The sequence below is a fragment of the Mycobacterium hubeiense genome (assembly GCF_002838065.1).
Lineage (GTDB): Bacteria > Actinomycetota > Actinomycetes > Mycobacteriales > Mycobacteriaceae > Mycobacterium > Mycobacterium hubeiense.
In genome coordinates this window covers 88,457-109,715 of the sequence record NZ_PIZU01000012.1, presented here as the reverse complement: position 1 = coordinate 109,715, position 21,259 = coordinate 88,457, and the positions used below count along the sequence as shown (strand labels likewise).

Below are 21,259 nucleotides of genomic sequence, written 5' to 3'. Positions count from 1 at the left end.
GATGGGGTAACTCGTACGTAGATGTTCAAGTTCTGTGAAGTCTGCACGAGGAGAACGAGATGACCGAGACGCAAGCTCCCCCCGACACCCGTCGCTGGTGGGCACTGGCGCTATTGAGCGTCGCGCAATTCATGCTGATCCTCGACGTCACGGTGGTCACCATCGCGCTGCCGCACATCGGCCCGGACCTCGAGCTCAGTCGCGCCACCCTGACCTGGGTGATGTCGGCGTACACGCTGCTGTTCGGCGGCCTGATGCTGGTCGGCGGCCGGGCGGCCGACTTGTTCGGCGCCCGCAAAGTCGTGATCGCCGGTCTTGCCCTGTTCACCGTCGCCTCGCTGGTCGCCGGGCTGGCGGTCAATGGGGCCATGCTGGTCGGCGGTCGGGTCGAGCAGGGGATTGGTGCGGCGCTGTTGTCGCCGGCCGCGTTGTCGATCGTGTCCACGACATTCCAGGGAGATGAGCGCAATCGGGCGCTGGGGGTGTGGGCCTCGCTCGGTGGCGCCGGCTTCGCCGTTGGGGTGATCCTCGGCGGCGTCCTGACCGCGGGACCGGGCTGGCCGTGGGTGTTTTATATCAACCTGCCGGTCGGACTGGCGGTACTCGCGGCGCTTCCCGCCACCATCCCGGCACGGCGTGGAGATGGCGGCCGGCGGATCGACCTGGCCGGTGCCGCGATCGCCACCACCGCCACCGGCGCCGCCATCTACGGGCTCATTAACGCCGGCGATCATGGCTGGACTGCGCCCTGGACGCTGATTCCGATCGCGGCCGCCGCGGTGCTCTACCTGGCATTCGCCGCGATCGAGCGCGCTGCCGAGTCGCCGCTGGTCAACCTTGGCATCCTGACGCGCCGCGCCACGACGGCCGGAGCAGTCCTGATGCTTGTCGCTAGCGGCTTGCTGATCGCCGAGTTCTTCCTGGGCTCGTTCTATCTGCAACATCAGCGCGGATTCAGCGCACTGGCGACGGGTCTACTGTTCTTGCCCGCAGCGGTCGGCACCATCGTCGGCGCGACAACCGCCGGTCATGCGATCGCCCATCTGGGTGGGCGCACCATGGCCGGGGCCGGGCTCGCGCTGGCCGCCGCCGGCGCGGCTGTACCCGCGCTGTGGCTGGGCACCGTGAGCCTGGTCGCCGGGATCGGCGTCGCTGCCGCCGGGTTGGGCGCGACGTTCGTCGCCGCCACCACCACCGCGCTGGCCCGGGTTGAGCACCACGAGGCCGGGGTCACCTCCGGCATCGTCAACACCTTCCACGAGTTAGGCGCAGCCCTCGGCGTCGCCGCAATCTCCAGCATCGCCGCCGCCAGCCTGATCACCACCACCGCGATCGGCAACGGGTTTACCCGCGGCTTCGGCGTGGCGGCGATGGCCGCCTTGGTAGCCGCCCTGGTGGCGGTGCCCGTGGTGCCCGCCGGCAAGCCGCCCGCTGGCATGGCCGCGCACGCGCACTAGCCGAAACACCTTGTGAGGAGCCGGATATGACTGAACGTACGGCAATAGTTATCGGCGGTGGGATCGCAGGGCTCGCAACGGCCGCAGGCCTGTGCCGCACTGGCTGGCGGGTAACGCTATTCGAGCAGGCACCGGAGTTCACACCCGTCGGAGCCGGAATTGTCGTGGCGCCCAACGGTGTCCGCGCGTTGGAGTGGCTCTGCGTTGGTGATGCGCTGCGCGAGCGCAGCGTCGCCACAGGCGCCGCCGGCATCCGCACCGCCACCGGCCGCTGGCTGGTGCGCACCACAATCGACGAACTGGTGGCCCAGTACGGCGTTCCGGCCTATGTATTGCACCGCGCCGACCTACACCGCATCCTGCTCGACGCCGCCCAGGCGGCGGAAATGCGCACGGGTCAACGGATCACGACCGTTCGCGCCGGACTAAAGATCGCCGAGGCGGTCCACGAGGCCGGCGCCGAGCATGCCGACCTCGTAGTCGTGGCCGACGGCGTGCACAGCACCGCCCGGGCCGCGCTCTTCCCCGGCCATCCGGGCGCCGCATACGCCGGCTATCTCACTTGGCGCGGCGTAGTCCCGGCCGCGAAGGTGCCGCTGGATATCCCCGGCATGATCGTCAGCTGGGGACGGGGCCTGGGGTTCGGCATCGTCCCGCTGGCCGACGGGCGGGTGTACTGGTTCGCCAGCATCACCGGGCCTGAGGGCGCCCACCTTCACGAAGACCTGCGTGACGTCGCCGCACGGTTCGCCGACTGGCACCAGCCCATCCCGCAGTTGCTCGCCGCCACCGCACCCGAGGCGCTGCTGAGCCACGACATCTACCACCTGCCCACACCGCTGCCGAGCTACGTCGCCGGGCCTGTGGCGCTGCTCGGCGACGCGGCCCACGCCATGACCCCGGATCTCGGCCAAGGCGCATGCCAGGCGCTGGAGGACGCCGTCACGCTGGCCGCCCTCGCCGCGAACCGATCGGTCCCAGCCGCACTGGCGCAGTACGACCGCATCCGGCGGCCGCGCACCCAAGCCATGGTCCGCACCTCGGCGAGGGTGGGCCGGTTCACTGCAAGCTGGAACCCGCTGCTCGCGGTGCTGCGCAATGCCTTGTTCCGGCTGCTTCCCACCCGTGCCTACCTGCGGGCCAGTGCGGCCGCCTTTTCCTGGCGACCTCCTCCCAGCATCGATACGGAGACGACTCACAAGGTGGTTGGCGATGTTTGACTTTACCGAAGCAATCCTGATCGACGCACCACACGACGCGGTCTGGCAAGTGTTGCGCAACATTGACGGCTGGTGGCTGGCCTCGAATGCCGACCATGACAGCCTGGAGCATCTGGATACGCGCCCCGTCACGCAGGTCGGAGCGAGGATTCGGATTCGAGAAAAGATCGGCGGCATCCCGGGCGAGGCCGTCGGGTCCATTACGTCGGTCGAACCAGGTGCCGCCGTGACGTGGCAGGCGGAAGCGACGTATCGCTGGTTCGGAATTTCGCTCGGCGTCGACGAAGGCGTCACCTGGAGGGTGCAACCCAAGGGTGATGACAAGACGCTGCTCAGCGCACGGGTCTGGGCCAGTTCTCCGCGGGGTCCACTCGGGCGTCTGGCCGCGATCACGTTCGTGCATGTGCTGAATGGAGAAGCCAAGGACCGCGAGCACGCCCGCACCGAGTTGCGCTATCTCAAACGCATCATCGAGAACGCGGGACCAGCGCAGGGGTAAGCACACTGTGATGGTCGAGCCGTTTGCATCGTCTGAGTCCGCCGTTGGTGTGCAGCTGCGCATCAACGGCCGTTGTTATGACCTGGTTGTGGATCCGCGGACGAGCCTGCTGGACTGCCTGCGCGACCGGTTGGGGTTGACCGGCACGAAGAAGGGTTGCGACCAGGGAGCCTGTGGTGCGTGCACCGTGCTGGTCGACGGGGAGCGGATCAACTCCTGTCTCACGTTGGCGGTGCAATGCGATCACTGCGAAATCACCACGATCGAGGGGCTCACTACCGACGAGCTCGGCAACCGGCTGCAGGAGGCGTTCGTTGTCCACGACGGACTGCAGTGCGGCTACTGCACTCCGGGGCAAATCTGCTCGGCGACGGCCATGCTCGCCGAGTTCGATACCGGGGCGCCCAGCGCCGTGACGGCAGACCGCAACGACGGCCGTATGCGGCTGACGGATGCCGAGATCAAGGAGCGGATGGCCGGCAATCTGTGTCGCTGCGGCGCCTACAACGGCATCGTCGCCGCGATTCGCGACGTGGCCGGGGAGGCACGGCCATGAAGGAATTCCGCTACACCCGCGCCGCAACCGTGGACGAAGCCGTCACCGCCGCGACGACAACGCCGGAGCCATCGGTGCGATACCTGGCCGGCGGCACCAACCTCATCGACCTGATGCGCGAGGGTGTTGAGCAGCCGGACCGGGTGGTTGACATCAGCAGGTTGGCGCTCGCCGATATCGACGAGCTGCCCGATGGCGGCTTGCGCTTCGGCGCGGTGGCGCGAAACTCCCGCATTGCCCGCGACGAACGCGTACGGCGACGTTATCCGATGGTCGCGCAAGCCATTCTCAACGGCGCCTCGCCTCAGCTACGCAACAAGGCCACCGTCGGCGGAAATCTGTTGCAGCGGACGCGCTGCGGCTACTTCTACGACACCACCGCCGCCTGCAACAAGCGGATGCCCGGCGCCGGTTGTGATGCCCTGCACGGCTTCAACCGGATGCACGCCATCCTCGGCGCCAGCGACAGCTGCATCGCGGTGCACCCATCAGACCTGTGCGTCGCACTGGCTGCGCTCGATGCGGTGGTGCAACTGCGCGGAGCCGACGGTGTGCAGCGCGCGGTGCCGCTGACCGAATTTCACCGGCTGCCCGGCGAAACTCCGCATGTCGAGACCGTGCTGGCACCCGGTGAGCTGGTCACGGCTGTGGACCTGCCGCCCGCCCCACAGGGCAGGATGACGTACGTCAAGGTGCGCGACCGTGCGAGCTTTGCCTTCGCGCTGATCAGCGTCGCCGTAGTCCTGGATACCCAGGAAGGGCGGGTCCGGGCGGCGCGGATCGCATTGGGCGGTGTGGCCCACAAGCCGTGGCGAGCGTTTCAGGCCGAGGAAAACCTGATCGGTGCACCGGCCGAGGATCAAACGTTTCGTCACGCGGCCGGGGAAGCGCTGGCCTCGGCTCGGCCGTACCAGCACAACGCTTTCAAGCCCGAGTTGGCGCGCCGGCTGATCCACCGCACACTGGTCGAGCTGGCTTCCGGCGAGGAAGGGCAGAGTCGATGAGCCTTGCCTCCCAGGGATTTTCCGTCGCCAGCAAGATAGCGCAGCTGGTGGGCAGGCTGCTGCCGAACGGGGTTCGCGATCCGGTGGCCACCCAGCCCGGTGAGATCGGCCGCCCCGCCGACCGGCTCGACGGCCCCGACAAGGCGGCCGGAAGAGTCCGCTACACCGCCGAGCATGATCTTGCCGACCTCGCCCACGCCGTTGCGGTGGCCAGCACCATCGCGCGGGGCCGCGTCGCCGCGATCGACACCACCCGCGCCGCAACGGCTCCCGGCGTGGTGCTGGTGATGACCCACGAGAACGCACCGCCAATGAAACCCACGGCGGCGTATGCGACGCTGCGCGGACCATTGAGTGCCGCCGCAATGAGCCTGCCGATTCTGACCACCGACGAAATCTTCTGGAACGGACAACCCATCGCGGTCGTCGTCGCCGAATCCCGGGAGCAAGCGCAGTTCGCGGCCAGCCTGATCCACGTTGACTACGCGCCACAACGCGCCGCGCTCTCAATGACCGCCGAACCCGCCTTCACCCCCGCCCAGGCGCTGCTGGAGGAGGCGAAATCGCGGCGCGGCAACACCGAAACGGCATTGCGACACGCGGCCGCCACCGTCGAGGCGACGTACACAACCCCACTGGAGTACCACACCGCGATGGAACCGCACGCCACCGTAGCGAGCTGGAATGGCAACGCGCTGACGGTATTCGACACCTCGCAATACCCCTACGGCGTCAAAGAAATGCTCGCGAAAGTGTTCGGCATCCCCAAACACGACGTGCATGTCCTGGCGCCGTTCATCGGCGGCGGCTTCGGTTCCAAGACCACCGCCTGGCCGCACGTCGCCCTCACGGTTGCCGCCGCCAAGCTGGCGCGGCGCCCCGTCAAGCTCGTGCTCTCGCGCCGGGATACCTTCCTGATGACCGGGGGCCGCTCACCGACGCGCAACCGGATCGCGCTGGGTGCTGACCGTTGCGGTCGGCTGACCGCGCTGGAACATGGCGCGCTGTCGATGTGCACCCGCGACGAGTTCGCCGAGGCCGCGATCGTCGCCTCCCGACATCTGTACGCCTGCCCGAATATCCGTACGCATCAGCAGGTTTCGCGCCTGGACCGCATTCAGAACGCCTTCTTCCGCGCGCCGGGCGCGGCGCCGGGATCGTTCGCACTGGAGTCGGCGATGGACGAGCTCGCCTGGAAGCTGGGTATGGACCCACTTGAACTTCGGCGCCGCAACGAGCCGGACCGTGATCCGGCGACCGGCGCCCGATACACCAGTCGGTACTTGCGCGAGGCGTACGCGCTGGCCGCCGAGAAGTTCGGCTGGCCCGGGCGCATCGCGCCGCCACGAACCATGCGCCAGGGTCGATGGTTGATCGGTTATGGCATGGCCAGCGCGGTCAACCCGTACGCCATCCTTATCGCCGGTGTGCGGCTGCACCTTGCCGCCGATGGCGCCGTCACCATCCATAGCAGCACCAACGAGCTCGGGGCCGGGACCTCGACCGCACAAAGCCAGGCGGCCGCCCAGCGCCTCGGCCTACCGCTGGACAAGGTCCGCTTCGTCCACGGCGACTCCGACGTCGCGAAAACCCGCATCCCCGGCGCCTCTGCCGCAACCACGACGATCGGTTCCGCTGTCTGGAACGCATGTGACAATCTCGTGCGCGAGCTGGTGCGCGTGGTGGGTGGCACCGACTCGCCGCTGGCCGGATGCCGCCCCAGTGAGGTGCAGCCCCGCAACGAAGGGCTCTACCTCACCACCGCGCCCGAACTCGGTGAGACCTATCAGCAGATCCTTGCCCGTGCCGGTCTCGACTCGCTGGAGGTCACCGGCAAATCGGCGCTGCCGCTGCCGACCATCAAGCGCACCACAATCTCCTGGGGTGCGCATTGCTGCGAAGTCCGGGTCGACGAGGTCACCGACGAAACGCGGGTCGCCCGTTGGGTTTCGGCCTTCGACGGTGGTCGGATCATCAACCCGAAACAGGCCACCAGCCAGATGCGCGGCGGCATCATCATGGGCATCGGCATGGCGCTGACCGAACAGACACTGCTCGACGAACGCACCGGTCGTATCCCCAACGCCACCCTCGCCGAGTATCACGTCCCTACCCACGTCGATATCCCCACCATCGACGTGGACTTCGTTGACCGACCCGATCCCCACACCCCGCTCGGCGCCAAGGGTATCGGCGAGCTCGGCATCGTCGGGGTCGCCGCCGCGATCGCCAACGCGGTTTACCACGCCACCGGCCGACGCGTCCGCGACCTGCCGATCACACCCGACAAGCTCATATAACTAGAGCGGTTGCCGTCGCCGCCAGGGTGAATGCCACAACGCCAGAGTTGCCTTGGCAGATGCCCGCTGCTTTAGGGTCGTGCTCCCTGGCGGGGCGACTGGAAATCAGGTTATGTGCTGAAACTGCAAGTATCGTTCAGGATTCTCGCCGACCATATAACGGACGGCTTCCCATCCGGCTTGGCGCCGACGAGCACGCCCTCGCCCTGTATGTGTTGGCGGCCAACGCTTCCCCGGTTGTGCGGATGGAGTTCACAGACGAGGCCCGCATCGCGTGGTCGCGGACGAACGACGAGGAGCCGGAGCGGATCGATCGGTGATGTCGGGCTCGGCTGTCCGGTCGCGCGGTGAGGATGGGCTTGGCGGACAAGCCGGAACCGTATTTTCCCACGTGACGTGTTTATGACGGGACCCGTTGGGTAGGTGGCAAACCCGTTATCGATCTCCGGCGCCAACTGCGCGGCTTATCTCGTCGGCGAGGTCGGTGGGAATTGGCATGGGGGTGAATAGTCCGGCGGCGGCGCGGCCGGTGTTGCCTTCGGGGAATCGGCCGGTCAGTGAGCCGGGTGCGGCGACGATGATCCGCACGATTTGGCCGAGTGCTTCGCGACGGTCGTGTTGGGCGATCGCGAGGGTGAGCATCGCGATGTGGTTGCGGGTGTGCAGCAAGGGATAGGGCTGGGAAACGATGTGGGCGCGTTCGAGGTGCACCCATCGGACCTGGTCGTCGTCGGCGGTTCGGGCGGCCGCCATGTCGCGGTTGTAGAGTTCTCTGATCGCTGGCGTCGCGGTCGGCATGGGTGTCGTCCTCCTTCGTTGGGTGGTTGGGTGCGTGTGTTCCCTACCGTCGCAGTCCTTTTCGAGGTCGGCTCGGCGAGACTTACGTGTGGCCGTGACGCAGTGGGTGGGAACTGTGACGACGAGCCTGGCACCGTGTCGCGCTATCCGGTGAACAGGACGCCGATGGCGGCCGCGGCGATCGCGGTGCCGACTGCGACCGCGGTTGCCACCTGGTTGGCGGTGAGGATGCGTTCGCGCCGCAGCCACGCGAAGAAGAACACGGTCGCGGGCAGGGAGACGGTCGCCGCGGTGACCATGCCCGGTGAGTAGTCACCGAACCAGGCCGCAGCGCCTAGATGGAACACCGCGTTGACCGCGAACTGCCACTGGAATGCCACCACCATGATTACCCACCCCACCCGTGCATGTGGTCGCGCGGCCTGCCAGGAACACAACAGCACCACCAGGATCAGTGGAATATGAGTGACGGCGAACTTGTCCGTCGTCAGTGGGCTGAAGTGCTTAGACACCCATGCCGCGAATTGCGGTAACTCTTCCAGGGTGTGCAGCACGAACACCACGAACGGCACGAAGAGCAGCACAGACATTTTCATCGCCGCGAGCGGATCGGCGTGCTCACCGCTGGTCGCGACAGTTGAGTCAGACACCGACAGCCTCCTGATGATGCATACATGCGCATATAACAATACGTTGGCTTTGGTTCAGAAGTCACGCCGCCAGGCGTTGTTTCACCTCCGATAGTGCGGTTGGGGGTGTAGCCGGCCGAGGCCGGGTAGGAAGCGGCCGACGTGGGAGGCGTAGTCGGTGTAGGCGGCGCCATGCAGCCGGCGCAGATAGGGTTCCTCGACGAGCCGCGCTTGCACTTGGTTGCCGATGAGCATGACGAGGAAACCGGTAATGGCAACCAGGTTGGGCACCATCAGCGTCAGGCCGAGGAAGGCGATCCCCATGGCGGTGAGGACGGGGTTGCGCACGAACCGGAACGGGCCGTCGGTCACCAGGGTGGTCTTTTCGGTGGTGTCCACGCCGATGCGCCAGGACGCCCCCATGGCCAATTGGGACGCGAAGGTCGCGAGGATGCCAAGTCCGGCCAGGACCACGCCGAGTCCTCGAGTGACAGGGTGGTCGAGAAACCCGAGCGGCGCCAGACCGAGCAGGTCCGCCATGGGTGCTGCCACTGCGGTTGTCAGACCGCCGATGGCCGCGCCGTAGTGGCCCCAGAACTGCGGGGTGTTAGGTCGGGCGGAGAACTGCCGGATACCCGCGTCGCCGGTGCGGCGTCGCTGGATGACGATGCGTGTGCCGCCGGCCAGCAGCACGAGCGCGGCGAACAGGGTCAGGGCGGCGATGGCCATCACCGATCACCCCCGGCGGGGATGGGTTTGGCGGCGACGCCGAGCAGATAGTCCCCTTGGATTCGGGTCAGCGAGCCGAGCACCTCGAGGCCGTGCCGGACGAGTTCATCGAGGAATTGGTCGGCGGTGAACCGGTCGTCGGTGGGGTGATCGAACAGCCGCTGGTAGGTGGGGCGGGCCAGGGCGTGGGCGGTGACCTCTTCGAAGTAGAACCGCCCGCCCGGGGTGAGCACCCGGGCGACCTCGGCGATGGCGGCGCGCCAGTCCGGGATGTGGTGCACGATGCCGAAATCAAAGACCGCGCCGTAGCTTTCGTCGTCGGCGCCCAGCGCCGAGCGCAGGTCGGTGGCGCTGCCTTGGACCAGCCGAACCCGGTCGCCGTAGCGGGCCAGCCGTCGCCCGGCGCGGTGGATCATCGCCGGGTCCAGGTCCACGGCGTCCACGGTGGCGGCGCCGAACCGGTCCAGGATCAACTGTGAGCCGTAGCCGGATCCGCAGCCGATCTCCAGCGCCCGGGTGCCGGGAATCAAGCGCCCACCGAACCGCAGCAGTACCGGCACTTCGTAGAGGTGCTGCAGCCACCGCCGCGGCGGCGAGGTGACCATCGCGGTCTCAACACGGTTCATCAACACGAGCATTGGTCCTTCCTAATGGATGGGTGCAGTGTCGGAACAGGCGGTGGCGCTGGTGAATTGGTGCGGGTGGGCGGTGAAGCGCCGGACGCAGGTGGCCGAGCAGAACCGGTAGGTGATGCCACCATGGATGAGGGTGGTCGTGGTGGTCTCGTGGTCGAGCTGCATGCGGCAGACCGGGTCGACCTGACCGCAGGGGCACCCGATGCCGAGGTCGACGCTGAACACGGCCAGCGGTTCGGTGAGGTTGCGCAGGCTCACCGGGCCGAGAGCGGTGACCGAAAGCCCGGCGGCGCGGGCGATGTCGGCGACCGGCCCGGTGGCCAGGATTTGGGCTGGACCGGCCGCGGCGGCCAGGCGTGCGGCGATGTTAACGGTCGCGCCGTAGATGTCGCTGCCCAGCGCCACGATGGGGCCGTGGTGGATGCCGGCGCGCAGCACCGGGAAGCGCCCGGTGCGGCGGGTGGCGTCGGTGATGCGGCCGATCAAGCCCAGTGCGGTGTGCGGGGTGGGTGAGGTGACCAGTATGGCGTCGCCGATGGTCTTGATCAGCCGGTCATGCTGGCCGAGGGCGACCCGGGTCAGAGCGGCGAAGGCCTCGGCCAGTTCGGCGGCGTGGTGATCGCCGTGGGCTTCGGTCAACGCAGTGAAGCCGGACAGATCGACAAACGCCACCGCCGCACGGTCATTGGTGATCGTGTGGTCGTGGGCAGCCATCACGGGATGCCCGAATTGATCGGGAAAGTACGGTTTTAGTGAGTTTTGCCGATCAATCATGTTTATAAGCTATCATCGCTTTATGCCGATGAAAAGTCCCGAATCGACTACCCGCGCCGCCTCGTCGCGTGATGAGCTGGCCGGTGCGGTGGCGCTGTTTCACAGTCTGTCCGATCCGACCCGGCTTGCGATCGCCCGCCAGCTGGTCGAGGGTGAAGCCCGGGTGGTCGATCTGACCCGCGCCCTGGGGTTGCCGCAGTCCACGGTGTCTTCGCATCTGGCGTGTCTGCGCGACTGTGGCCTGATCACCGGACGACCCGAAGGCCGGCAAGTGTTCTATGCGCTGGCCGCACCGGAGCTGATGGACTTGTTCGCGGCGGCCGAGACTCTGCTGGCGGCCACCGGCAATGCGGTGGCGCTGTGCCCGAACTACGGCGTCGACGCGAAGGCCACCGAATGAGCACGCCATCGACCGCGCTGAGCCCAGAACAGACCGAGCGGCTGACCCGCCGCGGGCTGCGGCTGGCCCAATTCACGGTGGCCTACAACGTCATTGAGGGCATCGTCGCGGTCACCGCGGGGATCCTGGCCGGGCTGGTGTCGGTGATCGGGTTCGGGGTTGACTCGGCCATCGAATCCATCGCAGCCGTGCTGGTGGGGTTGCGGCTGTCGGCGCGGCTGCGCCACGGGGTGGCCGATGAACGCAAGGAGCGGCTCACCCTGCGCCTGGTCGCGGTGTCGTTTTTTGTGCTGGCCGCCTACGTCACCATCGAGGGCATTCGCAGCTTGGTCTCCGGTGAGGAGCCTGAGCGTTCCCCGGTGGCGATCGTGCTGTTGGTGCTCTCGTTAATCGTGATGCCGGTCCTGGCGGCGGCGAAGAAACGCGTCGGAATGGCTCTGCAGGACAATCTCATCCTCGCCGATGCCGTCGAAACGAAAATCTGTGTCCTGCTGAGTATCTCGACTCTAGTCGGGGTTGGCCTGTTCCAGCTCACCGGCGCGGGCTGGCTCGATCCCGTCGCCGGGTTTGTCATCGCGGCGTTCGCCATTCACGAAGGCCACGAAGCCTGGCACGGCGAACTCGTCGACGACGACTAACCGCCCGCGCGGCCGCCGGCCGCCGAGCAAATCCGTGCCTTCTTCTGACAGCTCTGACGAGCATGTTGGCTCGTCGCGTCGGTCACGCGATGGCCGTTGCCAGCCGGGTGAATCCGGGCTGCGGCCAGCGAAGCGGCGAGTGGTGTGTAGCGGCGCCGGGAGGCGGCCGCGCGCTGAATGGGCCAGATCGCTTTGAAGCGCGGGATTTACGTGGTTAGTGGGGTGCCTGCAGCCCGGTCAGGGTGACGTCGACGAGGCGGTGGACCGCGGCCTTGGAGGGCAAGGCGCTAGCGGCGGCAAGGGCGTGCAAACTGTAGGTGGCAAGTTCGTCGGGGGACGCGTCGCCGCGAAGATCGCCGGCTTGGACGGCGTCGGCGAGCAGGTCGCGGATCATGGTGTGCAGGCGCTGGTGTGCATGAACCTTCTCCTGTCCGCGGTGCAGGACGGCTGCGAGTTCGGTCCCGTGGTGCTCGTGGGATTCGTGGGCGATGAGTGCGTAGGCCCGCATCACCGCTTCGAGACGCTTGGTCGGCGTGCCGGCGTGGTCGCGGGCGTGGGCCAATAGTTCGAAGTGGGCGCTGATCTGACGCTCGTGCCAGGCGTGTAGGACGGCTTCCACATCCGGGAAGTACTTGTACAACGTGGCCCGGCCGATGCCGGCCTTCTCCGCGATCTGCGACATGGTCACCGACAACAGCCCATGCTCAGCGACGAGCTGCGCGGTGGCCTCGATCGCGGCTTCCTGCACGGCCCGCCGGTGCGTCTCAATCGTGTCCGTCCATATCTTCGGCACCAAGCCAGTGTAAACAGGCTGACGGGAGTGATACACTTCGTCACTAAAGCGACATAATGTATTGATCCGACCAACTTGGGGACTTGCCTCTCACAAGGCTCGCCGTGAACCAGGAAGGACATCTATGCCAGTCGCTGAAGCGCGCGTTTCGACCAGTCGGGCGAGCCGCTACGTGAAGCAACTGTGTCGACATGCCGACCAGATGCGCCGTATGCCTGGATCTTCACGTAATTCGGTGGTGGCGGGTGTCGTGAACGTGAAAGGTGCACTGCCTCAACGATGATCGACGTTGCGACGGTCAGATCTTCGTGACAAGGAGTGCACCTATCAGATGCAGGCTACTATGGATTGGTCGAAATCTGTTCGAGTCGAGGTCCGTGGCGACGACGTGGTCGGGCACGCGGGCAATGTGATCCCCCGGATGCTGGCCGACAACCTGGGCCTGACCAGCGGATTGTCGTCGGCGTTGTCGAGGCCGGAGGTGATCCACGACCGGGGCGCGGTGTTGCGGGACGTGGCGGTATCGATCGCCGGCGGCGCGCAGAACCTGGCCGGTACCGCGGTGCTGCGGGATCAGCAACGACTGTTCGGGCAGGTGGCGTCGGTGCCGACGATGTGGCGGTCGCTGAACGAGATCGACGATGCGGCGATCACGGGGATCGCGGTGGTGCGCAACAAAGCACGGGAACGAGTGTGGCAGCTGATCGAGGCTCGGCATGGCGCGATCCCGCCCTCGCGGACCTGTTATGGGGACCTGGGTGAAGTGGTCGTGATCCGCATTGACGCCTCGCTGGTTGAATCGCACAGCGACAAGCAGCACGCTGCGGGGAATTTCAAGGGTGGCTACGGGTTTCACCCGCTGTTGGCGTGGTGCGACAACACCGGCGAACTGCTGGCGATCATCCCGCGCAAAGGCAACGCCGGGTCGAACACCGCCACCGATCACATCGCGATCATCGACGCGGCGATCGCCGCGATCCCGGCCAGGTGGCGGCGCAACCTGTTGATCACCATCGACGGGGCGGGCTCCAGCCACGCCGTGGTCGAGCACCTGCGCAAACTGAACGCCCGCCCGGGCTGGTCGGTGGCCTACTCGGTCGGGTTCGACCTCGACGAGCGGGCCCGGGTCGCGATCGGGCAGATGCCCGCCGGCGGGTGGGAGGCCGCGCTGGACGCGGCCGGGCTGGCCCGCGACGATGCGCAGGTGGCCGAGCTGACCGGGCTGCTGCGCGAGGGCGCCGACGGTGACCGGCTCGACGGCTGGCCGGCCGACATGCGCATCCTGGTGCGGCGGGAGAAGATCGAGCACGGCACGCAATTGTCACTGTTCGAGCAGATCAACGGCCACCGCTACCAGCTCATCGCGACCGCCACCCGGGGCGGACAGCCCCAGCGGCTCGAGGCCCGCCACCGGGTGCACGCCCGGGTGGAGGGGTTCATCCGCTGCGGCAAGGACACCGGCCTGGCCCGCTGGCCCTCGCACTCGTTCGCGATCAACACCGCCTGGGTCACCGCGGTCGCCCTCGCCATCGACCTGCTGTGCTGGATGCGGCTGCTGCTACTGGACCGCCCGCTCGCCAAGGCCGAACCGGCAACCCTGCGCTACCGGCTGCTGCACGCCGCCGCCCGCCTGGTCAAACGATCCCGCTACCTGATCCTGCGGGTCCCCGAAACCTGGCCCTGGGCACAGGAATTCGCCGCCGCCGTCAACCGCGTCCGCGCCATCCCCTGACCCGCGGACCCCCGTGTCCGTTCGACCCCAAGAAAGGAGCAGCCACCCCCGGGACCGAGGAACCCGGCGTCACCGCACGACACGCGGCGCCGCCGCCTACGCAGAAGCCCGAAATCAAGATCAACTCATGATCTCAGCAGCCGTCACGGGAGAACTCGGGAGACCGTGAAATTTTGAGGTATGCGCCATCAGCGCTCGGACGACGCCGCGAGTCCCACGCGACCAGAGGTCAACCACGTCGACTACTCCGACGCGGCGGCGGCGGTGCAATTTACCGATGGCCGGCTGACCATGCACGCCACTGCGGACACTTTGATGCTGCGTGTTGAGGCCGCCGATGACGATGCCCTGCGACGGCTACAAGACGGCGTCGCCGCTCGACTGCAAACGATTGGCCGCCGCGACCAGTTGACAACAACATGGCACCGGTTGGAAACACCTGCCGTTGCACCCGGCGACATCGAACACGATGCGGGCCTGCCAGCCGAACCTGGCACTGGGAAGCGCCGGTGGCCCCGCCGGCTCACGGTGCTGGGCCTCATAGCCGTTGGCGCACTGATCGTCGCCGTCCACCTGGGGATCGGGGGAGCGGCAGTCGCCGCGTTGCCCTGGACAGGGTGGGTCGGCGGCAGTCTCCTGGTCATCATCCTGGCCAAGCTCGTCTTCATCGCCAGCCATTTCATGTTGGGACGCTTCGCCTTTCGACGCGGCAAAACCCTTCACGCCCGCTGGAAGGCGCGGCACGCGCCCGCCCATTCCCAACCCGGGCCAGCACCCGAAAGCGTGACGCCTGAGGAGGACCACGGATGACGATTCTCGACGTGCCCGGTGCGCATCTGTATTACGAGACGCACGGCCAGGGACCGTTGCTGATCATGGTGCCCGGGGCCAGCGGTGTGGCCGACAGCTTTCGCCCGGTGGCCACACATCTGGCAGCGCACTACACCGTGGTGCTCTACGACCGGCGCGGATTCTCGCGAAGCCAGCTCGACGGGCCGCAGGATTACACCCGCCGACTGGCCACCGACGCCGACGACGTGCGACGCCTGGTCGAACACCTCGGCACTGCGCCCGCCACCGTGTTCGGCGCCAGCTCCGGGGGAATCGTCGTCCTCGAGGTGATCACCCGCTACCCGGAAGTGGTGGACACCGTGGTGCCGTTCGAACCACCCGCGGTGCTGCAGCTGCCCGACGGGCAGAAATGGGTGGACTTCTTCCACGAGGTCTACGACCTTTACAAACAAGCCGGCATCGGGCCGGCTATGCAGAAGTTCCGCGCGCACGCCTTTCCCGACATCGACCGACAGGTCATGGCCCAAGCCCCTAAGAACGAGGCCAACGCCATCTACTGGTTTGAACATGAGCTCCGCCAATACCCGCCTGTGGAGCTCGACATCGAGGCCCTCACGACCCATGTCGACCGGATCCTGCTGGCCGTCGGCCGGGACGCACGTGGCTACCCCGCCCATGAAGTGAACGTGGTACTGGGGCGCAAGCTTGGCCGCGACATCGTCGAGCTACCCGGCGGCCATGTCGGTTGCATGGCCCATCCCGCCGAGTTCGCACAGGAGCTCGTGCAGGCTCTCGCCCAGATGAGGACCAACAGACACTAGCCGCCCGCCGCTGTTCGATGAGAAGGCTTGTACCGCAACGGAACTGAAAGGCGATTTAACCGTGACCGAATCCGTCCACTGCGGGCGAAAGATCCACATGACGGCACAGGCGTTGCGCGCCGTACGTGATACCGCACTTGAGAAACATGGAGTCGCGTTCGAACTGTGGGTCGTGATGGAAGCCGTCGCCGAAACGCCCGACGTCGACCGCGAGAAGCTGATCGGCCGGCTCGCTGAGATGGGCGTGCATGACCCGACCAGCGCCACCAACGCGATCAATTTGCTCCACGACCGGCGGCTGATCGCCGCGACCGATCAGGACACTATCGGGCTGACTCCCCAAGGCCAGGCCCTCTATGAAGACGTCATCGCCGCAAGAGGCGAGTTACGCAATCAGCTGTATGGCGGCATACCGAGCGTGGACATCGCAACCACCAACCGGGTGCTGGACACGATCAGGCAGCGGACCGCGGCCGTGCACCCGGCCTGGTGAGCACCTGAGGGTTCTGAGCATGGTTTGGCGTCACGGGTGGCCAGGCTCCTGTCGTATGCCGGTCCACGACGGCGCAAGACCGGCCTGCGGTGAGTATCTGCAGCGTGATCGCTGCGTGCTATGACACCCGATGTCAGCGATCAAAAACATCGCCGAGTTTGTTGTGGTACCGGAACGTGGCCGGATTGGTCCAGGACACCCTCGGCATGGACCCTTCAGATCCCGAAGGCCACTGCGCTCGAGACCGATTACGCGGTCATCACCTGACGCACGCACGGCAGCAACGGCACACCGTTGCGGAACTTGCCGCGCCGCAACGGTTCTCCTGCAAGGACGCCCCGTTCGCGCGCGGTGTCGGCGAGCACGTCGAACGGCGCGAACGGCAAGTCGTAGTCGTAGAACCGCCCGCCCGGATGCAGTACGCGCGCCAGCTCGGGAACCGCTGCGGCGGGATCGTCCCAGTGATGGCTGCTTAGCGAGGTCGTGACCACGTCGAACGAGCCGTCGGCGAACGGCAGGTCGACGACGTTTGCGACGCGAGCCGAGACTCGATCACCGAACTCGCGTGTGTTGCGTTGCGCGAGCGCGATCATGTCGTCCGACAGGTCGATGCCGGTGAGGCGAAGATCGGGTCGCCGCGTGGCCAGCTCCACCAGCAGCACACCGGGTCCGGTACCGACATCGAGGACGTCGGCGTTGCGCGGCAGAGCTCCGACGAGATCGTCCGCGATCCGACGGTACATGCGCCGTACGAATCGTCGCGCCACAACGTCGTAGATGCGGCTGGCGCGGCCGCTGAACAGAGCCGGGCAGTTGTGTGTGTGCCTATGGGTATGCATCACGCCTCCAAAAGTTGTGGGATACAACTATCGAGACCACGGTAGTGCCTATAGTTGTGTGACACAACTATCGTCGTAAGGAGAAGCCGTGGGTCGCCACGAGTCCGAGCAGCTGCACGCGCTGTTCATGGAACTCGTCCGGGTCGCTGGCCTGCTGTCGCCGGATCTGGAGTTTCCGGGCTTTCCGGTGTCGATGACGCAGGCCTTTGCGCTGCACGAGCTCGACCAGGGTGCGCCGCTGTCGCAGCGTGAGCTCGCCGACCGGCTCGTGCTCGAGAAGAGCACGGTCAGCCGCATGGTCGCCGACCTCGAGCAGAAAGGGTTGGTCGAGCGGGAACGGGACCCCGCCAACCGCCGGACCTACCGGCTGCGGCTCACTGATAAGGGGCATGACACGCACATCGAACTCGGCACCGGATACCAAGACCGCTTCGACAGGTGGACGGCGGCGCTGACTGAGGCCGAACGCGCCGCCCTTCTTGCCGGCCTGCCTGCGCTGATCCGAGTGGTTCGGCGCGTCTACGGTGCTTCCCGGTAGTCGATGCCGGGCATCTCCGCAGCGCAGCATGACATGATCCGACGGGCTCACCAACAAGGCGCCGCCGGCTGGGCGCATCGTGGGTTACATGTGCAGCACGAAACCGGCCTCACCGCAACGTCCTACACATGACGCTGACAGTCGGACCAGCCCGAACAACCTGATCGGCCCGCTTCGTTGCAGATAAGCGTCTCAAACATGCTGGAACACAAGATCTTTGGTGATCAGCGCACGATGCCGGTAACAGTGCATGTTCGGTCTCTGGGCTAAGCCTGTTTCTTGGCGGACTCGGCAGCTGGCTAGCAGCGGGGTTTCACTCCGCTCGACGGTGCAGCAACCGCAGTGCCGCTCAAGTGAGCGGTAATCTGACGGATAGGACTCCAAGCGTCGAGCGGGCCGATTTTGGCTTCGGGTAGTACGCCGAGCTGTCGCGGCCCAAGGGGGTGTCCGGTCGATGGACATGGCGAGACGTGAAGCCCGCCGGCGGCACGTGATCGCCGTGGTGGTCGGTGCGCTGATGATCGCCGGGTGCACCGGCGCCGAGGACACCTCGCCACCTGTATCCCCGCCGCCGACTGCTGCGACGCCGGTGGCCAGTCCGCCGGCGCAGCCCTCCCCACCCGACGCCGCGTACCGGGCCTTCGTCGCGCTCGAGAGCGCCGACGAGGTCGCCGTCGTAATTGGGCCGCCGTGGCGGATCGCAACCCGGCTCCCGGTGCCGGTCGGGCCACACAACATCGCCGCGAGCGCCGATGGGCGCTACGTGGCGGTTACCAGCCCGGCCGCGGACGTGGTGACGATCGTCAGTGCCGCCGATGCCCGCATCGTGTCCCAGCCGCGGGTCGATGGTTTCCCGCACGACGTGGCCTTCACCCCGGACGGCACTCTACTGTGGGTCGCCGCCGAAGGCGGCGAGAACCTGGTCGCACTGTCGGTGCCCGACGGCGGGCAAGCGCGGGTCGTCCCGCTGAATGCCGCACCGCACGACCTTGCCATCTCACCGGACGGTCAGGAACTATGGGCGACCCTCGACGGGTCCTCCGCGGTTGAGGTTCGCTCGCCGCTGGACGCGACCTCCCTGGCACGTCCAGAGATTGGCGGCGCCCCGCACGATATCGCGTTCACCCCCGACGGCGGGGAAGTGTGGTTCAGCAATTGGTCGTCCCCGCAGCTGACCGTGGCGTCGGCATCTTCGCGGCGGGTGGTGGCGACGCTGGACGCCGGCACGGAGCCACACCATTTCACGTTTTCCGCCGGGCAGGTGATCGCCTCGGACAACGGCGGCGATGCGGTGGTGCGGATCGATTCCGCTGCCCGACGGATCCTGGCGCGGGTACCGACGGGGCCCGCACCACATCACGTCGCGGTTGCCGGCGACATCGTGCTGGTCGCGGTTAACGGCACGGGCGAGTTGACAGCCATCGACCCGTCCGGGGCGGCTGTGCCGCTCGCCGTGGGGGCCGGTCCGCATGACGTGGTCGTAGTTCGTGGGTGAACACGCTCTCCTAGCCCGGAAGGCGGTTGACAACCGCGCGGCCGCGGGCACATCGTTGAGGTAGGTATACCCCTAGGCGGTATGCGCAAAGAGTGGGAAGCGGTAGCCCGCTGACTGCCCTGGCTCCGACCACAGGTGGGAGGACCAGATGGCTACGGCCAGCATTGCGTGGAAGAACTTGGTGCGCGAGCGGACTCGCCTGGCCATTTCGGTCGGCGGGGTCGCATTCGCCGTCGTGCTGATCCTGCTGATTCGGGGGCTGTACGTCGGATTCACCACGCAAGCAACCGCCTACGTGCGCAGCGTCAACGCCGACATATGGGTTGCCAACGCAGGAACTCCGGGAGACTTCTTCCATTCGGTGTCGCTGCAGCGGCCCGATGTCGGCACACAGCTGGCCACCATCCCCGGAGTTGCACGGGTGACACCCTTTGTCGGACGGCCGGTCGTGTTCTCCCACGACGGCCGCGACGTAGATCTCTATCTGGTCGGCGTCGACTCGGCCAATCCGATCGCCGCACCAAATACGGATCGCAGTGGCCAATCTCCGCGTGCCGGCGAAATCATCGTTGACCGGGTTTTCGCCCGCAACAACAACATCGAGCCCGGTGACGTGTTGCGAATTCAAGGCGTCGATCTGCGGGTCAGCGACGTGGCCAGCGGCGGAAATGCCATCGTTTCGCAGTTCGCCTGGGCCAACTTGCGCGACGTGGACCGAATTCTCGGCCAGGGCGGTTTGATCAACTACTTCCTCATCAACACTGGACCGGGTGCGGAACCCGCGGCCGTGACGCAGTCGATTCAAACCGCCGTTCCCGCCACCAAATCCATGACGAAGGCGCACTTCGCTGAACTCAACACGCAGGACATTGCGGAAGGCGTCTTGCCCATTATTTGGGTGCTTGTGCTGATCGGGTTTGTCATCGGCACACTCGTGATCGGCCTGACCATCTACACCGCGACGCTGGAAAAGCGGCGTGAGTACGGCGTCCTGAAGGCCATCGGCTTCTCTAATCGCGCCCTGTACGGGATTGTATGGCGACAATCGCTGGCCTCAGCGGTACTGGGTCTCGCTGTGGGAATCGCATTGACGCTCGGGCTGGGCGTGTTACTGGAGCAGCTGCTGCCCGCATTCGTCACCAGCTTTTCAGCACGCGACATCGGCCTGGTTGGGATCGCCGCGCTCGCAATGGCTGTCGTGTCATCGTTCGTGCCGATCCGTCCCGTCGCCCGCCTCGATCCCGCCCAGGTCTTCCGGGTCTGAAGGGAGCACACCATGGGCATTGCGCTTCGGCTGGAGCAGCTATCGAAGACGTTCGGCGAGCGCGACGCGGCGGTGCACGCCGTCGACGCGGTTTCGCTGACCGTCGACGAAGCCGAAGTTGTGCTCATTCAGGGGCCGTCCGGCGCCGGAAAGACGACCCTGCTCGCCATGGCGGGTGGGCTGATGCGCCCTTCTGCGGGGAGGGTGTACCTCGGTGATACCGAGCTGACCGCGCTGACCGAACGGGAACTGCCCGCCGTGCGACTGCGCAAGATTGGCTTCATATTTCAGTCCGCCAACCTGCTCGCCAACCTCACCGCGGCCGAGAACATCCAGATCGTGATGGAAGCCGCCGGACTACGTCGGCGAGACGCCAAGAAACGTGCCGATGATCTACTCGACCGGTTACGGCTCAAACACCGCTCTGACAGGCTGCCCGATAAACTCTCCGGCGGCGAACGTCAACGCGTGGCCATCGCTCGCGCCTTGGCTAACGACGCTGCGTTGCTACTGGCCGACGAGCCGACTGCCAATTTGGACTCGCGTGCGGGCTATCAGCTGATGCACACGCTGGAAAACCTTGCGAAGGAACACGGTAAGACCGTCGTCGCCGTCACCCATGATCACCGCATCGAAGATGTCGCGGACCGCGTTGTGTGGCTCGAGGACGGTCATCTGTCGGATCGACGCCCAGAGCTGAACGAGACCGCGACGGATCCTGTGTGCGGAATGACGATCGATCCGAGCCGTGCCGCGGGTAGCCGTCAGAGAGGCGGACACACGCTGTTCTTCTGCTCAGATATTTGTCTGGACCGCTTCGATTCCCGGCCGGATGCTTTCGCGCCCTAAGCCC

The 21,259-nt window shown here is 66.5% G+C and carries 23 protein-coding genes; 16 read left to right on the top strand and 7 right to left on the bottom strand.

Annotated elements, in window-relative coordinates:
* The first annotated feature begins 59 nt into the window (after positions 1-59).
* Genes CWS39_RS11970 through CWS39_RS11945 form a run of 6 tightly spaced genes read left to right on the top strand, consistent with a single transcriptional unit; the run spans position 60 to position 7,036 of the window.
* A complete protein-coding gene (locus CWS39_RS11970) occupies positions 60-1,457 on the top strand; it encodes an MFS transporter (RefSeq protein WP_102143126.1) in 1,398 nt (465 codons plus the stop codon).
* A 26-nt stretch (positions 1,458-1,483) separates the two neighbouring features.
* Positions 1,484-2,677, top strand: coding sequence for an FAD-dependent oxidoreductase (locus CWS39_RS11965; protein ID WP_102143125.1), 1,194 nt, complete (start codon positions 1,484-1,486; stop codon positions 2,675-2,677).
* Entirely contained in the window at positions 2,664-3,176 is a 513-nt protein-coding gene (locus tag CWS39_RS11960) for an SRPBCC family protein (RefSeq protein ID WP_142386837.1), read from the top strand. The genes CWS39_RS11965 and CWS39_RS11960 overlap by 14 nt, the downstream gene beginning before the upstream one ends.
* Before the next feature lie 10 nt (positions 3,177-3,186).
* Entirely contained in the window at positions 3,187-3,732 is a 546-nt protein-coding gene (locus CWS39_RS11955; RefSeq protein WP_199178081.1) for a (2Fe-2S)-binding protein, read from the top strand.
* Positions 3,729-4,736, top strand: a complete 1,008-nt coding sequence (locus CWS39_RS11950) for an FAD binding domain-containing protein (protein WP_102143122.1) — start codon at positions 3,729-3,731, stop codon at positions 4,734-4,736. The genes CWS39_RS11955 and CWS39_RS11950 overlap by 4 nt, the downstream gene beginning before the upstream one ends.
* Entirely contained in the window at positions 4,733-7,036 is a 2,304-nt protein-coding gene (locus CWS39_RS11945) for a xanthine dehydrogenase family protein molybdopterin-binding subunit (protein WP_102143121.1), read from the top strand. Before CWS39_RS11950 ends, CWS39_RS11945 begins: the two co-directional genes overlap by 4 nt.
* Before the next feature lie 435 nt (positions 7,037-7,471).
* Here CWS39_RS11945 and CWS39_RS11940 read toward each other — a convergent pair whose 3' ends face one another.
* The 5 genes from CWS39_RS11940 to CWS39_RS11920 all read right to left on the bottom strand — a co-directional run bounded on the left by CWS39_RS11940 (position 7,472) and on the right by CWS39_RS11920 (position 10,601).
* On the bottom strand, positions 7,472-7,834 hold the full coding sequence (locus CWS39_RS11940) for a DUF3703 domain-containing protein (RefSeq protein ID WP_102143120.1): 363 nt from the start codon (positions 7,832-7,834) through the stop codon (positions 7,472-7,474).
* 143 nt (positions 7,835-7,977) lie between these two features.
* Entirely contained in the window at positions 7,978-8,484 is a 507-nt protein-coding gene (locus tag CWS39_RS11935; RefSeq protein WP_102143119.1) for an HXXEE domain-containing protein, read from the bottom strand.
* A gap of 81 nt (positions 8,485-8,565) precedes the next feature.
* On the bottom strand, positions 8,566-9,192 hold the full coding sequence (locus CWS39_RS11930) for a methyltransferase family protein (protein WP_102143118.1): 627 nt from the start codon (positions 9,190-9,192) through the stop codon (positions 8,566-8,568).
* Positions 9,192-9,818, bottom strand: coding sequence for a class I SAM-dependent methyltransferase (locus tag CWS39_RS11925; RefSeq protein ID WP_102143155.1), 627 nt, complete (start codon positions 9,816-9,818; stop codon positions 9,192-9,194). The genes CWS39_RS11930 and CWS39_RS11925 overlap by 1 nt, the downstream gene beginning before the upstream one ends.
* 21 nt (positions 9,819-9,839) lie before the next feature.
* Entirely contained in the window at positions 9,840-10,601 is a 762-nt protein-coding gene (locus tag CWS39_RS11920; RefSeq protein WP_102143117.1) for an adenylate/guanylate cyclase domain-containing protein, read from the bottom strand.
* A gap of 22 nt (positions 10,602-10,623) precedes the next feature.
* Here CWS39_RS11920 and CWS39_RS11915 point away from each other — a divergent pair, with 22 nt between their 5' ends.
* Positions 10,624-11,001, top strand: a complete 378-nt coding sequence (locus tag CWS39_RS11915) for an ArsR/SmtB family transcription factor (protein ID WP_102143116.1) — start codon at positions 10,624-10,626, stop codon at positions 10,999-11,001.
* Entirely contained in the window at positions 10,998-11,639 is a 642-nt protein-coding gene (locus CWS39_RS11910) for a cation diffusion facilitator family transporter (protein ID WP_102143115.1), read from the top strand. The genes CWS39_RS11915 and CWS39_RS11910 overlap by 4 nt, the downstream gene beginning before the upstream one ends.
* Before the next feature lie 214 nt (positions 11,640-11,853).
* Here the strand turns inward: CWS39_RS11910 and CWS39_RS11905 are convergent, their stop codons facing one another.
* Positions 11,854-12,432 carry a TetR/AcrR family transcriptional regulator gene (locus tag CWS39_RS11905; RefSeq protein WP_102143154.1) on the bottom strand — a complete coding sequence of 193 codons (579 nt, stop codon included), beginning with the start codon at positions 12,430-12,432 and terminating at the stop codon, positions 11,854-11,856.
* Positions 12,433-12,775: 343 nt separating this feature from the next.
* On the opposite strand from CWS39_RS11905, the gene CWS39_RS11900 reads away from it, so the two are divergent.
* The 4 genes from CWS39_RS11900 (at position 12,776) to CWS39_RS11885 (ending at position 16,270) form a co-directional block, all read left to right on the top strand.
* The gene (locus CWS39_RS11900; RefSeq protein ID WP_199178080.1) at positions 12,776-14,164 is read left to right on the top strand and encodes an IS1380 family transposase; all 1,389 of its coding nucleotides are present in this window, start codon (positions 12,776-12,778) and stop codon (positions 14,162-14,164) included.
* 180 nt (positions 14,165-14,344) lie between these two features.
* Positions 14,345-14,974 carry a DUF2218 domain-containing protein gene (locus tag CWS39_RS11895; protein ID WP_102143114.1) on the top strand — a complete coding sequence of 210 codons (630 nt, stop codon included), beginning with the start codon at positions 14,345-14,347 and terminating at the stop codon, positions 14,972-14,974.
* Entirely contained in the window at positions 14,971-15,777 is an 807-nt protein-coding gene (locus CWS39_RS11890; RefSeq protein WP_102143113.1) for an alpha/beta fold hydrolase, read from the top strand. Before CWS39_RS11895 ends, CWS39_RS11890 begins: the two co-directional genes overlap by 4 nt.
* 97 nt (positions 15,778-15,874) lie before the next feature.
* Positions 15,875-16,270, top strand: coding sequence for a MarR family winged helix-turn-helix transcriptional regulator (locus tag CWS39_RS11885; RefSeq protein WP_142386836.1), 396 nt, complete (start codon positions 15,875-15,877; stop codon positions 16,268-16,270).
* Positions 16,271-16,518: 248 nt separating this feature from the next.
* On the opposite strand, the gene CWS39_RS11880 is transcribed toward CWS39_RS11885, so the two are convergent.
* Positions 16,519-17,109, bottom strand: a complete 591-nt coding sequence (locus tag CWS39_RS11880) for a class I SAM-dependent methyltransferase (RefSeq protein ID WP_102143111.1) — start codon at positions 17,107-17,109, stop codon at positions 16,519-16,521.
* Between the two features lie 88 nt (positions 17,110-17,197).
* Between CWS39_RS11880 and CWS39_RS11875 the strand changes: the two genes are divergently transcribed.
* The 4 genes from CWS39_RS11875 to CWS39_RS11860 all read left to right on the top strand — a co-directional run bounded on the left by CWS39_RS11875 (position 17,198) and on the right by CWS39_RS11860 (position 21,255).
* Positions 17,198-17,647: a MarR family winged helix-turn-helix transcriptional regulator gene (locus CWS39_RS11875; RefSeq protein ID WP_102143110.1), complete on the top strand. Its 450-nt coding sequence runs from the start codon at positions 17,198-17,200 to the stop codon at positions 17,645-17,647.
* A 454-nt stretch (positions 17,648-18,101) separates the two neighbouring features.
* Entirely contained in the window at positions 18,102-19,142 is a 1,041-nt protein-coding gene (locus tag CWS39_RS11870; RefSeq protein ID WP_233213466.1) for a YncE family protein, read from the top strand.
* Between the two features lie 148 nt (positions 19,143-19,290).
* Positions 19,291-20,406 (top strand): ABC transporter permease, encoded by a 1,116-nt coding sequence (locus tag CWS39_RS11865; protein ID WP_102143108.1) that lies wholly within the window; start codon positions 19,291-19,293, stop codon positions 20,404-20,406.
* Positions 20,407-20,418: 12 nt separating this feature from the next.
* Positions 20,419-21,255, top strand: coding sequence for an ATP-binding cassette domain-containing protein (locus CWS39_RS11860; protein WP_102143107.1), 837 nt, complete (start codon positions 20,419-20,421; stop codon positions 21,253-21,255).
* Positions 21,256-21,259: the final 4 nt, after the last annotated feature.

Coding starts and splice junctions, on each gene's coding strand:
- CWS39_RS11955 (WP_199178081.1), top strand. CDS start 3,187: ATGGTCGAGCCGTTTGCATCGTCTGAGTCCGCCGTTGGTGTGCAGCTG.
- CWS39_RS11865 (WP_102143108.1), top strand. CDS start 19,291: ATGGCTACGGCCAGCATTGCGTGGAAGAACTTGGTGCGCGAGCGGACT.
- CWS39_RS11940 (WP_102143120.1), bottom strand. CDS start 7,834: ATGCCGACCGCGACGCCAGCGATCAGAGAACTCTACAACCGCGACATG.
- CWS39_RS11870 (WP_233213466.1), top strand. CDS start 18,102: ATGGACATGGCGAGACGTGAAGCCCGCCGGCGGCACGTGATCGCCGTG.
- CWS39_RS11880 (WP_102143111.1), bottom strand. CDS start 17,109: ATGCATACCCATAGGCACACACACAACTGCCCGGCTCTGTTCAGCGGC.
- CWS39_RS11920 (WP_102143117.1), bottom strand. CDS start 10,601: ATGATTGATCGGCAAAACTCACTAAAACCGTACTTTCCCGATCAATTC.
- CWS39_RS11945 (WP_102143121.1), top strand. CDS start 4,733: ATGAGCCTTGCCTCCCAGGGATTTTCCGTCGCCAGCAAGATAGCGCAG.
- CWS39_RS11925 (WP_102143155.1), bottom strand. CDS start 9,818: ATGAACCGTGTTGAGACCGCGATGGTCACCTCGCCGCCGCGGCGGTGG.
- CWS39_RS11950 (WP_102143122.1), top strand. CDS start 3,729: ATGAAGGAATTCCGCTACACCCGCGCCGCAACCGTGGACGAAGCCGTC.
- CWS39_RS11910 (WP_102143115.1), top strand. CDS start 10,998: ATGAGCACGCCATCGACCGCGCTGAGCCCAGAACAGACCGAGCGGCTG.
- CWS39_RS11900 (WP_199178080.1), top strand. CDS start 12,776: ATGGATTGGTCGAAATCTGTTCGAGTCGAGGTCCGTGGCGACGACGTG.
- CWS39_RS11895 (WP_102143114.1), top strand. CDS start 14,345: ATGCGCCATCAGCGCTCGGACGACGCCGCGAGTCCCACGCGACCAGAG.
- CWS39_RS11860 (WP_102143107.1), top strand. CDS start 20,419: ATGGGCATTGCGCTTCGGCTGGAGCAGCTATCGAAGACGTTCGGCGAG.
- CWS39_RS11965 (WP_102143125.1), top strand. CDS start 1,484: ATGACTGAACGTACGGCAATAGTTATCGGCGGTGGGATCGCAGGGCTC.
- CWS39_RS11970 (WP_102143126.1), top strand. CDS start 60: ATGACCGAGACGCAAGCTCCCCCCGACACCCGTCGCTGGTGGGCACTG.
- CWS39_RS11915 (WP_102143116.1), top strand. CDS start 10,624: ATGCCGATGAAAAGTCCCGAATCGACTACCCGCGCCGCCTCGTCGCGT.
- CWS39_RS11885 (WP_142386836.1), top strand. CDS start 15,875: ATGACGGCACAGGCGTTGCGCGCCGTACGTGATACCGCACTTGAGAAA.
- CWS39_RS11890 (WP_102143113.1), top strand. CDS start 14,971: ATGACGATTCTCGACGTGCCCGGTGCGCATCTGTATTACGAGACGCAC.
- CWS39_RS11930 (WP_102143118.1), bottom strand. CDS start 9,192: ATGGCCATCGCCGCCCTGACCCTGTTCGCCGCGCTCGTGCTGCTGGCC.